Annotated in this window: 11 protein-coding genes; 7 read left to right on the forward strand and 4 right to left on the reverse strand. The window is 61.7% G+C overall.

Annotated features, from left to right (window positions below):
* Positions 1-157: 157 nt before the first annotated feature.
* Both JW929_16245 and JW929_16250 read right to left on the reverse strand, forming a co-directional pair.
* Positions 158-1,915, reverse strand: a complete 1,758-nt coding sequence (locus JW929_16245; protein ID MBN1440958.1) for a M3 family oligoendopeptidase — start codon at positions 1,913-1,915, stop codon at positions 158-160.
* A 26-nt stretch (positions 1,916-1,941) separates the two neighbouring features.
* A complete protein-coding gene (locus JW929_16250; GenBank protein ID MBN1440959.1) occupies positions 1,942-3,015 on the reverse strand; it encodes a site-specific DNA-methyltransferase in 1,074 nt (357 codons plus the stop codon).
* 163 nt (positions 3,016-3,178) lie between these two features.
* Between JW929_16250 and tkt the strand changes: the two genes are divergently transcribed.
* Both tkt and JW929_16260 read left to right on the forward strand, forming a co-directional pair.
* Positions 3,179-5,305, forward strand: a complete 2,127-nt coding sequence (tkt, locus tag JW929_16255) for a transketolase (GenBank protein MBN1440960.1) — start codon at positions 3,179-3,181, stop codon at positions 5,303-5,305.
* A gap of 52 nt (positions 5,306-5,357) precedes the next feature.
* Positions 5,358-5,534: a twin-arginine translocase TatA/TatE family subunit gene (locus JW929_16260; protein ID MBN1440961.1), complete on the forward strand. Its 177-nt coding sequence runs from the start codon at positions 5,358-5,360 to the stop codon at positions 5,532-5,534.
* 353 nt (positions 5,535-5,887) lie between these two features.
* Here JW929_16260 and ychF read toward each other — a convergent pair whose 3' ends face one another.
* Complete coding sequence (gene ychF / locus JW929_16265) at positions 5,888-6,967, reverse strand: redox-regulated ATPase YchF (GenBank protein ID MBN1440962.1); 1,080 nt, start codon at positions 6,965-6,967, stop codon at positions 5,888-5,890.
* A gap of 120 nt (positions 6,968-7,087) precedes the next feature.
* On the reverse strand, positions 7,088-7,627 hold the full coding sequence (locus JW929_16270; GenBank protein MBN1440963.1) for a flavin reductase: 540 nt from the start codon (positions 7,625-7,627) through the stop codon (positions 7,088-7,090).
* Positions 7,628-7,851: 224 nt separating this feature from the next.
* Between JW929_16270 and JW929_16275 the strand changes: the two genes are divergently transcribed.
* From JW929_16275 to JW929_16295, 5 genes are all read left to right on the forward strand, one after another.
* On the forward strand, positions 7,852-9,138 hold the full coding sequence (locus JW929_16275) for a glycoside hydrolase family 18 protein (GenBank protein MBN1440964.1): 1,287 nt from the start codon (positions 7,852-7,854) through the stop codon (positions 9,136-9,138).
* Positions 9,125-9,886 (forward strand): GNAT family N-acetyltransferase, encoded by a 762-nt coding sequence (locus JW929_16280; protein ID MBN1440965.1) that lies wholly within the window; start codon positions 9,125-9,127, stop codon positions 9,884-9,886. Before JW929_16275 ends, JW929_16280 begins: the two co-directional genes overlap by 14 nt.
* Positions 9,887-10,525: 639 nt before the next feature.
* The gene (locus tag JW929_16285) at positions 10,526-11,458 is read left to right on the forward strand and encodes a tyrosine-type recombinase/integrase (GenBank protein ID MBN1440966.1); all 933 of its coding nucleotides are present in this window, start codon (positions 10,526-10,528) and stop codon (positions 11,456-11,458) included.
* Positions 11,459-12,086: 628 nt separating this feature from the next.
* Positions 12,087-12,434, forward strand: a complete 348-nt coding sequence (locus JW929_16290; protein MBN1440967.1) for a hypothetical protein — start codon at positions 12,087-12,089, stop codon at positions 12,432-12,434.
* Between the two features lie 668 nt (positions 12,435-13,102).
* Positions 13,103-13,501, forward strand: a complete 399-nt coding sequence (locus JW929_16295; GenBank protein ID MBN1440968.1) for a hypothetical protein — start codon at positions 13,103-13,105, stop codon at positions 13,499-13,501.
* Positions 13,502-13,711 lie beyond the last annotated feature (210 nt).

A 13,711-nucleotide genomic window follows, 5' to 3' on the forward strand; every position in this document is an offset into this window, starting at 1 on the left:
CAGGAGAGGGGGAAGGGGTTGTGGGGTTGGGGGTGAGGAAAGGGCAGGGACGGGGGGCTGAGGAGATACAAATAACCGTTCTCCCAAGACTCTTAGGGAAGCGAACGCGGCCTTGGATGGAAAAGGCCCATCGGCGGTGTGTTGACGCCTTGCCGGATTATTCCAAGTCGGCGATTCTCCGCCCCAACAGATCGAATCCCCCTTGCCAAAAATCGGATTGATCGATTCGGATCCCCGCGCGTTTGAGGATCGCCGCCGGGCTGGCTGAACCGCCGGCGGACAGGATCCGTTTGTAGCGCGGGAGGAATGCCGGACCCTCGGTTTGGTACTGGTGGAACAGCGCCAAGACAAGCAGCTGCCCGAAGGCGTAGGCATAGACGTAGAAGGGGGATTCGAAGAAGTGGGGAATCGCCGCCCACTCCCAGCGGAACTCCTCGGCCAGTTCGACCGAATCTCCGAATTGCGTTTTCAGGTTCCGCCAGTATAGCTCGCACAGATCCTCCGCCGTCGCGCCGCCGGCGATCGCATCGTGGGCCTCGATTTCGAACATCGCGAAGAACGCTTGACGCAGGATCGTGGCGTAGGCGTCGTCCATCTGCCGGAAGAGCAGATCCCGCTGCACCGAATCATCGGATTCCCCCTTGAGCAGATTATCGACCAACAGCATTTCGGCGAAGGTCGATGCGGTCTCGGCCAGCGGCAGGGTGGCGTCGTAGGTGAACAGCGGCAGGTCCGCGGCGAGCATCGCGTGCACGGCGTGCCCCAGTTCGTGGGCGAGCGTGGCCAGATCGTAGGCGCGGCCTTGGTAGTTGGTGAGCACCCACGGCGTGAGGGAGGGGATCACGCTTAGGCAAAACGCCCCGTCCCGCTTCCCCGGCCGGACTTCGGAGTCCAAATGTCGGTCGGTCAGGACCCGCTCGGCGAGTCCGGCGATCACCGGGTCGAATTCCGCAAGGCTCTGCCGGACGAGATCCCAGGCTCGGCTGAAAGGGTAGCGCTTCTCCGACGCGGTCAGGGGCGCGTAAATATCGAAGCGGCGGAGGCGGGGCATTCCCAGAAGGCCCGCCTTAAGCTCGAAATAGCGCTGAAACAGCGGCGCATTGGCGCGGCACACGTCGAGCAGCAGGCGCACCACCTTGTCCGGAAGATCGTTCCAAAGATTCCGCACGGAAACCGGCGACCGGAATTTCCGCAGGCTGAGATTCTCGTTGCGCCAATCCCGAACCAGCGCGGCGTACATCTGCCCGAGGATCGGGCCTTCCCGGGAGTAGACTCGGTAGTATGAGCGGTAAGCGGCTTCCCGCATCTCCGGGGAAGGGGAGCGGAAGTACACCGTCACCTCGCTGCTGGAGAGGCTTTTCTTCTCCCCCGCCACGTCCAATTCGAACCGCAGGCGGTTGGTCATCGCCTCGTAGAGAGTCGTCAGGGCGGAAGCGCCGGTGGCGTTCTTCAGGTTGACGATTTTCTCCTCCGGTTCGGACAGCGTGTGCGGCGCCATCCGCCGCAATTGTTGGAGGAAATAACGGTACGGTCCGGAATCCGCCATCAGGCGCCGGGCGGTCGCGGATGGAAGGGATTTCCACCAGATCGAAAAAAACAGGAGCCGGTTTTCGATTTCCGCCATTTTTTGTTCGGTGTTGGCCAAAAACGTCATCGCCGCCTGATCCTGGGTGTTTTCGCAGAAATGCAGTTCGGCGTAAGACATCAGCCGCCGGGCGAGGGAGCGGATCTCTTCGCGCTCCCGGATCATCGTCCGGAAGGCTTTCGCCGAGATGCGCGGCGTCAGCCGCGCCCGGTCCTTCTCCGACTTGGCGACGAAACGGTCCAATTCGGCGAAGGCCTTGGCGATCTCCGGCCCGTCGGGGGAAGGGAACAGGGCATCGAGCGACCAGCGGGTGGGTTTGTCGATCGTCATAGAGACCTCATGAGGTGGATTATGGATCATGCTCCCCTTAGCTTTTCGCGCAGTTGGTCGATCGGGATCCAGTTCCCCGTCCGGCGGTCGAGCGCCAGCCAATGCTCCCATCCGTTGCAGGGGCCCCCGCGCAGAAGGCTCGCGATCTGATGGATGGAGCCGCGCTGCGCTTTCCACGCCAGCGAGCCGTCGGCGCACACGCGGGCCTGCGGCCCCGCCACCGAACCGAAGGCGAGAGTCTCGCCCGCGGAAAGCAGGCCTGCTTCCAGCAGGCGTCCGAAGGGGATGCGTTCACGCTTGCGCGGGTCGGGGGTGGTGAGCAGCGCGGCCTCGGCGGCGGCGGCGGGGACGGAATCGATCCGCCGGCGGGCGGCGTCCGCGTAGGCCGGATCCTTTTCGATCCCGATCCACCGCCGGCCGAGCCGCTTGGCCGCCGCTCCGGTCGTCCCGGAGCCGAAGAACGGATCCAGCACCAAATCCCCCGGATCGGTGCTGGAGAGGATCACGCGGTACAGGAGGGCTTCCGGCTTTTGGGTGGAGTGGACCTTTTCGCCGCCCGCGCGCAGCCGCTCCTTTCCGGAGCAAACCGGAAGGGACCAGTCCGACCGCATCTGCAGTTCCTCGTTGAGCGACTTCATCGCATGATGGTGGAAAGTGTGGCGCGATGTCCGCCCGCGTGCGGCCCACAACAGGGTTTCGTGGGCGTTGGTGAACCGCACACCGCGGAAGTTGGGCATCGGGTTAGTTTTTATCCACACGACTTCGTTGAGAATCCAATAGCCGAGGGATTGCAGGATGGCCCCGACGCGGTGGATGTTGTGGTAGGTGCCGATGACCCACAGGCTCCCGGAGGGTTTGAGGATCCGTCGGCAGGCGTCCAGCCACTGGCGGGTAAAGTCGTCGTACTCCTCAAAAGAATCAAACCGGTCCCAGGCATCGTCGACCGCGTTCACCCGGCTGCTGTCGGGACGGTGCAGCTCCTGCCGCAACTGGAGGTTGTAAGGCGGATCGGCGAACACCAAATCGACGGATTCGGCCGGAAAGCGGGGAAGCACTTCCCGGCAATCGCCGATCAGGATCTGGTCCGATTCAATGGTCATCCGGTTTATGGGGGTATTCTACCCGAATCGGCGGAAAAACAAGGGATTCGGCGGCGCGTCTACCGGCCCAAGGAGCCGTGCGGTAAAATACACCTCCGCAGAAGCGGCAATCGACGATCGACCATCGAAACCTCACCCTGAAAAGGCCGGTTTTCCGGTGGTAATGGTCGATGGCCCGCCGGCAGGTATTGCGGAAAGAAAAAAGGAAGGAATAGCAGAGTTGACGAAAAAAACGCTTTCCCCCGAGCTTGAAACTCTCTCAATCAACGCCCTGCGGTTCTTGGCCGCCGACATGGTGGAAGCCGCGAAATCCGGCCACCCCGGATTGCCGATGGGCGCCGCGGCGGCCGCCTATGCGCTGTGGACCAAGGTCCTGCGCCACAACCCGTCGAACCCCAAATGGTTCGACCGCGACCGGTTTGTGCTGTCCGCCGGACACGGTTCGGCCTTGCTTTACGCCCTCCTGCACCTGACCGGATACGACCTCCCGCTGGAGGAGATCAAGCGCTTCCGCCAATGGGAAAGCCGCACGCCGGGGCATCCGGAAGCGGAGATCACCCCCGGCGTCGAAGCCACCACCGGCCCGCTGGGACAGGGCATCTCCAATGCGGTGGGGATGGCGGCCGCCGAAGCGCACCTCGCGGCGCGGTTCAACCGGCCCGGCTTCCCGGTCATCCGGCACCATACCTACGTCATTGCCAGCGATGGGGATTTAATGGAAGGGGTTTCCGCCGAAGCCTGCTCCCTCGCCGGCCATCTGGGTTTGGGCCGGCTGATCGTCCTCTACGACGACAACCGGATATCCCTTTCCGGTTCATCCTTGCTGTGCTTTACCGAGGACGTCGCCGGCCGGTTCCGCGCCTACGGATGGAACGTGCTAGGGGTGGACGACGGCAATGATCCCTCGGCGGTCGCCAAGGCGCTGGCCGAAGCCCGCGCCCAGGAGGTCCGCCCAACCCTCATCCGGGTCCGGACTCACATCGGGTACGGCTCGCCCAAGAAGCAGGATTCAAGCGAAGCGCACGGCTCCCCGCTGGGGGCGGAAGAGCTGAAGGCCGCGAAAGCAAAACTCGGCTGGCCGACGGAGCCGATGTTCCACCTGCCGGCGGAGGCGCTGGCGGTTTACCGGGAATGCGTGCCGGAAGGCAAAACGCTCGAAGCCGAATGGCAAGCCCTGCTTGCGAAATACGGGAAGGAATACCCCGACGCCGCCGCGGAACTCAACCGCCGGATGGCCGGCGATCCGCCCAAGGGCTGGGAAGAGAAAATTCCCGCCTTCTCCGCGGCGGACGGGAACATCGCCACCCGCAAGGCTTCGGAAAAAATCCTGCAGGCGCTGGCGGATCCCCTACCGGAGTTGTTCGGCGGCTCGGCGGACCTCAACCCCTCGACCTTCACCTGGATGAAGAAGCAGGGCAACTTTGAAAAGCCCGGCACCCCGCAGGAGCACATCGAGGGCGCGGTGGAAGGCGGTTGGGATTACGCCGGGCGCAACCTGCACTTCGGAGTGCGCGAGCACGCCATGGGGGCAATCTGCAACGGGCTCGCGTTGCACGGGGGATTCATCCCCTTCGGGTCGACCTTCATGGTGTTCTACGACTACATGCGTCCGGCGGTGCGGATCAGCGCGATCTCCAACCTTCATGTGCTGTGGATCTTCACCCACGACAGCGCCTGGCTCGGAGAGGACGGCCCGACCCACCAGCCGGTCGAGCATTTGGCGGCGATGCGGGCAACCCCGAACGTGACCGTCCTCCGCCCGGCGGACGCCTCCGAAACCGCCGAAGCCTGGAAAATCGCCTTACGGCGCAGGCACGGCCCGACGATTCTTGCCCTCACCCGGCAGAATCTCCCGGTCCTGGACCGCACGCGTCTTCAAAGCGCGGAAGGGACGGCCAGGGGCGCCTACGTGCTGTGGGAATCCAAATCCGCCAAGCCCGAATTAGTCCTGATCGCCTCCGGCTCGGAGGTGCACCCCGTTCTGAAGGCGGCGCAGCAGCTGGAACAGGAAGGCATTGCGGCGCGGGTGGTCTCGTTCCCTTCGTGGGAACTGTTCGCGGAGCAGGATGCCGCCTACCGGGAATCCGTGCTGCCCAAGGAAATTCCGGCGCGTCTGGCTGTGGAAGCCGGCGCGGCGCAGGGCTGGGAAAAATGGGTCGGGGAACGCGGTGCGGTCGTGTCCATCGACCGATTCGGCGCGTCGGCGCCGCTGGCCGTGTTGCAGGAAAAGTTCGGGTTCACGGCGGAAGCCCTCGCGCGGCGCGCGAAGGACCTGTTGAAGCGGAAATAACGCCGGCGGCTTGGTGAGCGACGGAGCAACCTACTTCTGAGAGGAGCGACGCATGCCATTTCGACTTGGAGTTCCGGAGCTGTTGATCATTCTCGTGATCATCGTGCTGATCTTCGGTCTCGGCCGGGTGAAGGAAATCGGGGGCGCCATCCGCGAGTTCCGCAAAAGCCTGAAGGACGACGACGAGGAGAAAGCGGCCAAGCCGGCGGAAGAAGAGAAAAAATCCTGATCGAACCGTTCCCTGCGGGAACGCGGTCGCGATCCGAGCCCTGTCCCCCGGCCGAAAGCCGGGCGGTACACCCCGATCCGTCATCGAGAACCGTCTCGGTTGGAGAACCGATTCGGTTCTTTGTGTTCCTGGAGATTGCCGGCAACGGCCTTAGAGCCGGACGCGCTGAGCGGCCTCGGCAGGCCTCCTCCGTGCGGGGTGCTTTTCGGGAGCGCAGCAACCACATCCTTGCGAAAAACAGAAGGTGCGTTTCGCCTGCCGGGCAAGAGCCGGCGTACGCCGGGGGCGTCTCGCGGCTTGTTCCGGTTTCGGGAAAAGCAGGCCGATCAAAACCGAGGGATGCCGGCCGGGGATCAGTTCGCGAAGCGGATGTTGAGGATGTCGCCGTCCTGGACGGGATACTCCTTGCCCTCCAGCCGCAGTCTGCCCTTGGCTTTGGCCTCGGCCAACGAGCCGAGGGCGATCAATTCCTCGTAGGGCACCACTTCGGCGCGGATGAAACCCTTTTGCAGGTCGGTATGCACCACGCCCGCGGCCTCCGGCGCCAGCGCGCCCCGGCGCACGGTCCAGGCGCGCACCTCGTCCTCGCCCACAGTGAAAAAGGATTGCAGCCCGAGCAGGTCGTAGGAGAGCCGGATGACCCGGTTCAATCCCGGCTCGGCGATCCCGTATTCCGTTAGAAAAGCCGCCGCTTCGTCGGGCGGCATTTGCGCGATCTCCATCTCCAGTTTTCCCTGGATTCCGGCGGCGGCGAAGCGGCGGCCGGCGGAGGGCGCTTCCGGCTCCGGCTTCCCTTCGCCGAGGTTCCAAAGGATCAGCATCGGCTTCTGGGTGAGCAGGCCCATCCCCGAGAGCGTGCGTTCCTCTTCCGCGGCGAGTTCCAATTCGCGCAGGGGCTTGTCGGTCTGCAGATGCGCGTGCAGCTTCTTGAACAGCTCGGCTTCCTTCTGCGCCTGAGCCTTGTCCTTCGCGCCCCCTTTGCGCAATTCCTCCTCCAGCCGTTCGAGCTTGCGTTCGACGGTGATCAGGTCGTTGATCAGCAATTCCGAATCCATCGCCGCAGCGTCGCGGGCCGGATCGACCTTGCCGAGCGGGTGGGGCACGGCTTCGTCTTCGAAGGCGCGCACCACGGTCAGCAGTCCGTCCATTTGGCGCAGTTCGCCGAGCAGCGGGCCCTTGAGCTCGCCGCGCGCGCTCGGATTGCTTTCGATCCCGGCGACGTCGGCATAGGTGACCTGGGCGTAGATGGTTTTTTTCGGCTGGAACATCGCCGAGAGCCGGTCCACCCGCGGATCCGGGACCGCCACAACCGCGGTGTGCACCTCGAACCGGCCGCCGCCGATCATCGCCCCGGTCGGGGCGTGGCCGCGGGTGAGGGCGTTGAAGACGGTGGTTTTTCCGGACTGCGGGAGGCCGATGATGCCGAGGCGCATAATTCGTTCCTGGTGGAATGGGATTGGCTGGGATTATAGCATGGGGATGAGGAGCCTTTCACCACAGAGGCGCGGAGAGCAAAGAGGATTGCCCGGTTGAAACACGGGGAAATCGGTTTTCTATCCGTGTGCTCCGGGGCGGCTATATTTTTCCTCGCCGAAGACCCGCAGCACTTCCCCGAAATACACGCTGTGGTAGTCTCCGGAGTAGTGCTTGGCGATCGACGGATCGAGGAAACCGCGCGGATCGATTCCGTCGCGGTAGATCTTGCGGCACTCGAGGATGAGTTCGGCTTCCGCGAACGCCGGCGCGGAAACGCGCTTCGATTCGATCGGGGTCAGGCCGGAGAGGGAAATTTTGTCGACACCGCGTCCGGATTTGCTTCCCAGGAGGTTCAAGGCCGGGCGGAATGGCTCGGGGAATGCGCACAGCGTGAAGGCATCCTGATTTTCGGTGAACGTATGCGTGAAGCGCGTCGGGCGGACAACCGCCAGGGCGAAGGGCTTGTTCCACATGATTCCCAAGCCGCCCCAGCTGACCGTCATCGCGTTGAACTTGCGCGAGGAATAATCCCCCGCGCAGAGAGCGAACCAGCCCTTGTCCCACTGGCGGAAAGGCCGCAAGGCCAGGTCCATCGGATCGATTTCGATTCTCGCCATCCGACATCCTTTCGCAAAGCCGGGACTATCCCGGCGAAGGGGGAATCCGGGCACGCTATGAATCATACACCCGAAACGGCGGCGGAGGCCGGTCCCGGATCGGGTAGAATCCGCTTCCAGAAGACGGATTACAACGGCAAGCCGACTCTGAGGAAGCGTTGCCTCAGGCGGACGGAATGGGAATCGATTCGGGGACACGGTCAGGAATGCGAAGGCTATTCTTGATGGCGGCCGGTTTGGCCGCGGCCGGCATCGGGTGCTCCATCCCCGCCGCCGGTGTGGAAGTCGCAACTCCGCTTCCGCAATCTGCGACGGCAGCGGCGCCGGCGCAGACGCCGACGGCGGATAGCACCGCCCGCGATTACCTTCTCGTCGGCTATTACGCGTCTTGGAACGTCTACAGCCGCGCCGCGTTCCTCTCCCGGATCCGGGGCGAAAGGCTCACTCACCTGAATTACGCCTTTGCAGACGTCACCCCGGAGGGCGAATGCGCGCTGGGCGACGGAGAGGCCGATACGATGCGCTTCTTCGACTCGCGGGAAAGCGTCGACGGCCAAGCGGATCCGGCCGAGGGGCTGCGGGGGAATTTCCGGCAACTGCAATTATTAAAGGAAAAATACCCGGGCTTGCAGGTGTTGATCTCCATCGGCGGATGGACGTTTTCCGGGAATTTTTCCGCCGCGGCGCGGACTCATCAATCCCGCGAACGGCTCGTCCGGTCCTGTCTGGACCTTTTCCTCGTCCGGTACGGGGAGGCCTTCGACGGGGTGGATTTGGATTGGGAATACCCAGTCGGCGGCGGATTGCATGCGGGACTCCCGGAGGATCGGGACAATTACTCCCTGTTGATCCGGGAATTTCGGAATCAACTGGATGCCCTGGGTCAGGCGGCCGGCCGGCGGTACCTGCTGACGATCGCCGGTCCCTCCGTTCCAAGCGTCATCTCCCATTTCGAACTCGGCCGGATCCATCCGGATCTGGATTGGATCAACCTGATGGCGTACGATTTTCACGTCGCCTCCGAGCCGTCCACCGGACTGCTGTCCCCGTTGTACGGATCCCCGCGGGATCCGGATTCCAATTCGCGGAAATCGTACAACGCGGACGCGGCCGCCGGCGCGTATCTGGCCGCGGGCGTTCCTCCCGAAAAGATAGTCCTCGGGATCCCGTTCTACGGGCGGTCCTGGCAAACCGCCGGCGGCGACGGATTGTTCCAGCCGGCCGGAGGGCCCGCGCCGGGGCCGGAGGAATCCGGCTACCTGAGTTATGCGGACATCGCCCGGGGTCCGATGTTGACGTTCCGGCGCTATTGGGAAGACAACGCGAAAGTCCCCTGGCTGTACGATCCCGAAAGCGGGATTTTCATTTCCTACGAAGATGCGGAATCCGTCGGTTGGAAGGCGGACTACATCCGCGAACGGGGATTGGGAGGCGCCATGGTGTGGGAGCTCGGGCTCGACGGCGGCGCGTTGATCGGGCCGCTCGGGGAGGATCTGTATGCCGGTGGATGAAAAGGCTGCGGGCCGGATCCGGCGCTTGGAGGAGGTTTCGATCGACGCCTGGCCGGCGTTGCAGACTGTGCACTGCGACGGCTGGGTGATCCGGTTCGCCGACGGGTTTTCAAGGCGCTCGAACTCAGTCGTTCCGCTGTATCCCCCGCGGGAGGACGTCCGCGTAAAAATCCGCGCGTGCGAACGGCTTTTCCGGGAGCGCGGACTGCGGCCGACGTTCAAGATCACTCCCGCCAGCCAGCCGGCGGAATTGGATGGCGTCCTCGCCGAAAGCGGGTATTCCGCGGACGCGGAAACCAGCGTCCAGACGCTCTCGCTCGGCGGGCGGCATGCGCCGCCGGGGGGCGACGTCGTTCTGCGGGGGGAGCTGATCCAGGAATGGATCGACGCGCTGTGCGCCTTGAACGGCTACGACCCGTGCCATCATTCCACCGTCGGCAAGCTGACGGCGCGGGTTCACCCGCCGAGGGTTTTCGCTTCCGCGGTCCGGAACGGGAAGATCGTGGGGTGCGGCCTGGGCGTGGCGCGCGGCGGGTTCATCGGCCTGTTCGACATCGTCGTGGATGAGAAATTCCGGCGGCAAGGCTTGGGTCGGCGGATCGTCGCCGCCCTGTTGGCCTGGGGCAAGGATCAATCCGCCGCAACGGCCTTCCTGCAGGTGATGACCGACAATTCGGGCGCCGCGGCGCTGTATGCGGGGATGGGATTCCGCGAGGACTATAAGTACATTTACCGGATGCAGGCATGAGGGAAAGGCCGAGGCCGTCTGTTTGATCACCCCGGGCTCCATGCACAAGCTTTTCCCCCGGTTGCATGGATGGCTTCCGCGCTTTCCCGCATAGCCCCGGCGGCTTCCGGGATCGTCGCAGCCTTGGGGGCAACGTCCGGCTTGCGCGGTCGCCGTCACGGCGGTCGGGTCTTCGCGAGCCGGGAGGGCTTGCGTCATGGACGAAGCCACGGCGGCGGTGATCTCACGCTTTCACGAGAAAATGAATCCCCCGTGGTTTCCCCTCCCACGAAGCGGGCATCTTCCCAGGGGGGTACGGAAAGAGTCGATCACGCCAGCATTTTCACTTTGCGGGTAATCCCGCCGTTCAAATCCGATGTGCCCGTGAAAAAAAATTGGCAAGCGGCGGGGGTCAACCAAGAAAAACCGTGACCGCGGGAAAAGGATCGCCGGATTATCGGGTTTTCTTTCGGAGGATTGGACCGGGCTGGGCGGGAAACGAGGATCGGAAGGGGTTTGTATTGACCGGATGCCGCCGCTCGACTATACTCGGACGGGAATGCCGGAGTGGCGGAACTGGCAGACGCGCACGACTCAAAATCGGACGCTCCCCGCGAATCGTAGAGACGACCGTATTCCATGCCCCGAAGGGATGGCGGCATGGAAATCAAGCAAACGACTCCCCTTAAAGTAAAACCGCAATTCAGAGTAAGTACTCCCCTCGCAGAATGGATTGAGTCTTTCCTCACGGCCCGCAAGGCGGAAGCGGTATCAACCCGGACCCTCGAATACTATCGCGCGAACCTGAATAATTTTTTAACCTGGGCTAATTCGCAATTCGTGAAGACGGTCGAAGAAATCACCCCCGACCATTTGAGAATGTACCTGCTACATCTTCGGGAGAGTCATAATCCCGGCGGGGTACATGGTCACTTCCGGGCGGTACGTTCATTCCTAAATTGGTTTGAGCGGGAAGCGGAACCCGAAGGCTGGCGGAACCCTATCGGGAAGGTGAAGCCGCCGAAGAACCCGGACCATCCCCAACCCGTTGTAAGCATCGAAGGCGTGGAGCGTTTATTCAAGGCGGCCTCGGGCCGGATGATGGGCCGCGATAGGTGCATCATTCTGATTTTGGCCGATAGCGGCGTCCGGGCGCGGGAATTGCTAGGGCTTGACGTTGCGGATGTGGACCCGTTCGGTGGGGAAGTAAAAATCCGAAGGGGCAAGGGCGGGAAAAGCCGGACCGTTTTTATCTCCAGCCGGACCCGGAGAATCCTTAGGGCGTGGATTCGCGTCCGGGGTGAGAAGTCGGGGCCGCTGTTTATCACGGATGAAAAAACGCGGTTGACCTATGGCGGCTTGCGGCAGGTATTGGAACGGCTGGCGGAACGGGCCGGGATGGATGCGCCGTCAATCCATAGCTTCCGAAGGTTCTTCGCAATTGAATCTTTACGGGCCGGGATGGACCTGCTAAGCCTATCCCGACTCATGGGGCATTCGGATTTGAGTCTATTGGCGCGGTATGCAAGGCAGAACGTGGACGACCTACGGGCCGCGCATGAGAAGGCGGGGCCGCTAGGGGGTGGAAAATGAACGCGCGCGCATGGCTTCTCAATCATCCGCTGATATTGAGGTCGGCGGCGTTTATGACTTCGGCCGGTTTGACCCCCGATACGATTTGTCGGAGCATCGACCGGGCGCTAATCCCGGACCTGCCGAACGACTCGGAGCGCGGCGAGGTGATTCGCGTCTTGCGGAGGATGGTCAAAAAGGAATCTTCCATGAAGGGAGGTGAACCATGGACTTCCTAACGTTGATAATCCTTAGGCACCTGGCGGACCTTTTTAACCGCTGGGGGCTTCCCCTGGGATTGTTGGGCTTGTTTCTGGAATAGGCGGATTTGACAACTCGCGAAAATTGTCTTATCCTTATAGTGTAAAGTGAATGGCCCGGCGGGGCGAGGCGGTGCGAGGCGGGGCGGTGCAAGGCGAGGATAATTAAATATCATCAGAGAGAGGCGGACCAGCCGAAAGGCTGGCCCGTTGCTTTTAACCGGAGGAAACATGGAACGCAAAGACAAAAAACTTTTTCAAGTTTGGTTCGACCCTAAAGACCGCAAAACGTTGACCGGATTATCCCGGAAGTTGGACCGCGATTGTTCCGCCGTGGTCCGTTTTCTGGTAAGGAATGCCGGAAGCGTCTTGCTTCCAAAGGCGGAAAAATGAATGAAGCCTATCTAGTGGACCCAGACCTTGAGGTTGAGCGGTTGAAAGCGGAGATTGAATCGTACCGAAAGTCATTAGGCCATCGCGCGCCATCCGGCGACGAGTCGCGGCACCTTTTCAGACTACAAATTTTTTTGACCGAGGCGCAAAGGCGGGCGGATGAGGCGAGGCTATTCGGTGCGTTCCGTGAGTTGAAAAAACCCGAAACTCCGCCCGAACCGCCAAGTTTCGATATCCTCATGGGGCGTCAAATGAAGGGCTTCTCTCCGCCCCCGCGCGCGCCCCAACCCGGTCAATGGACTACGGAGAGTATCGCCCGGAAGATGCTGGAGGAGAAACCTTGATTGACTTGCGCGAATTGGAGGGAGAGATTCAGAATCAGCGGAATTTGATTAAGTGGATGCGGTCCGACCGGGGCAAAAACCACGAAAAGGATTTGGCTAATTCGGAAAAGAAGCTTGCCCGTCTTATCAAAAGGCGAGACTCAATTTTGAAAAATCGAAAGGTTTTCAAATGAATACTTCAGCAGAGAATTTTAGGAAACATCTTTACATCGGGATGCAATCCGTCCTCAAAGAAAAGGCAAAGGCGGAGCCGTTGCGCGTTCGGCGCGGAGGATTCGCTTCCGTGATATTTCCAGACTCATATACCAAAGGGGCCGACCTGCGCCGGGCGACCTTTGGGGAAGCGTTGACGAATTCCATAACCCATCCGGACGGGTTCGAGGCAAAAGTCAAGGAAGCAAAGCATAGCGCGGCAACCCGGCAGGCTTTGGCCGATGATTGCAGGCGCTTGACCGACCAGCTTTCGGCCGACCTCCGCAAGGCGATTACATCCGGGACGGCTTTTGGAGGGACCGGAACGTTGCGGCGTCGGCTGGAGCAATTCTCCGATGACGTTTTCGGCTTAATTGGAGCCTGATTTTACCGGCGCGGTATTCGGACAATAATTGTCTTAAAAGCAAACCGCCCCCCGTGCCCTGGGTGGCGGATGCAGAAAGGAATAAAAATCTATGCAGACACAGCATACCACCCAAACGAAAACAAATCAAATCTATTCCGAATCGGGGAAGGTTATCGGAAGCGTTAACGGCGGAGTGTTCCGTAAGTCAATCGCCTTTTCCCGTCACGCTTTGCGCCGTCCGCCCGCCCTGGCCGTGGATGAATGCGCGTTACTCCAAGCGCGGGAGGCCGGAGCGGTGGAAATTCGAATCAGGGATTCCGAATCGGGGAAAGTCTACTCATGCCCTATCCCACTATTCAAGGAACACGCCTTCATCCTTGACCGGGGCTTTGGAAAGCAATATGCGCTTCTGTTGTCTTGGTGGACTATTCGGGACGGGGAAGGATTGACTCTTCAGCGTCCGCCGGTCGAACGGGTGAAGGTTGAGCAATTGGCGATGGGTTTTTAAAATGAGTCGAGGGTTTGGAAGACGGCAAAGGCTAATACTCAATGCGTTGGAGGAACGGGAAGGATTCTACCTTCGGGAAATGGCGGGGGAGACACATTCGGATTATTCCGCATTCCATAGAGCCGCTTGGAGCCTGTGCGAGAACGGGCGGCTTGAGATACAGCGATACATCTGCGGAGCTTGTGGTTATGACAAGGTTTTTATTCGGCG

This window comes from Anaerolineales bacterium (assembly GCA_016928575.1).
GTDB lineage: Bacteria > Chloroflexota > Anaerolineae > Anaerolineales > RBG-16-64-43 > JAFGKK01.

What these genes read in the sequence shown, in the direction of transcription:
- JW929_16275 (MBN1440964.1), top strand. Translation starts at nt 7,852, where the DNA reads ATGGCGGCCGGTTTGGCCGCGGCCGGCATCGGGTGCTCCATCCCCGCC.
- JW929_16250 (MBN1440959.1), bottom strand. Translation starts at nt 3,015, where the DNA reads ATGACCATTGAATCGGACCAGATCCTGATCGGCGATTGCCGGGAAGTG.
- JW929_16245 (MBN1440958.1), bottom strand. Translation starts at nt 1,915, where the DNA reads ATGACGATCGACAAACCCACCCGCTGGTCGCTCGATGCCCTGTTCCCT.
- JW929_16270 (MBN1440963.1), bottom strand. Translation starts at nt 7,627, where the DNA reads ATGGCGAGAATCGAAATCGATCCGATGGACCTGGCCTTGCGGCCTTTC.
- JW929_16280 (MBN1440965.1), top strand. Translation starts at nt 9,125, where the DNA reads ATGCCGGTGGATGAAAAGGCTGCGGGCCGGATCCGGCGCTTGGAGGAG.
- JW929_16290 (MBN1440967.1), top strand. Translation starts at nt 12,087, where the DNA reads ATGAATGAAGCCTATCTAGTGGACCCAGACCTTGAGGTTGAGCGGTTG.
- JW929_16285 (MBN1440966.1), top strand. Translation starts at nt 10,526, where the DNA reads ATGGAAATCAAGCAAACGACTCCCCTTAAAGTAAAACCGCAATTCAGA.
- tkt (MBN1440960.1), top strand. Translation starts at nt 3,179, where the DNA reads ATGGTCGATGGCCCGCCGGCAGGTATTGCGGAAAGAAAAAAGGAAGGA.
- JW929_16260 (MBN1440961.1), top strand. Translation starts at nt 5,358, where the DNA reads ATGCCATTTCGACTTGGAGTTCCGGAGCTGTTGATCATTCTCGTGATC.
- ychF (MBN1440962.1), bottom strand. Translation starts at nt 6,967, where the DNA reads ATGCGCCTCGGCATCATCGGCCTCCCGCAGTCCGGAAAAACCACCGTC.
- JW929_16295 (MBN1440968.1), top strand. Translation starts at nt 13,103, where the DNA reads ATGCAGACACAGCATACCACCCAAACGAAAACAAATCAAATCTATTCC.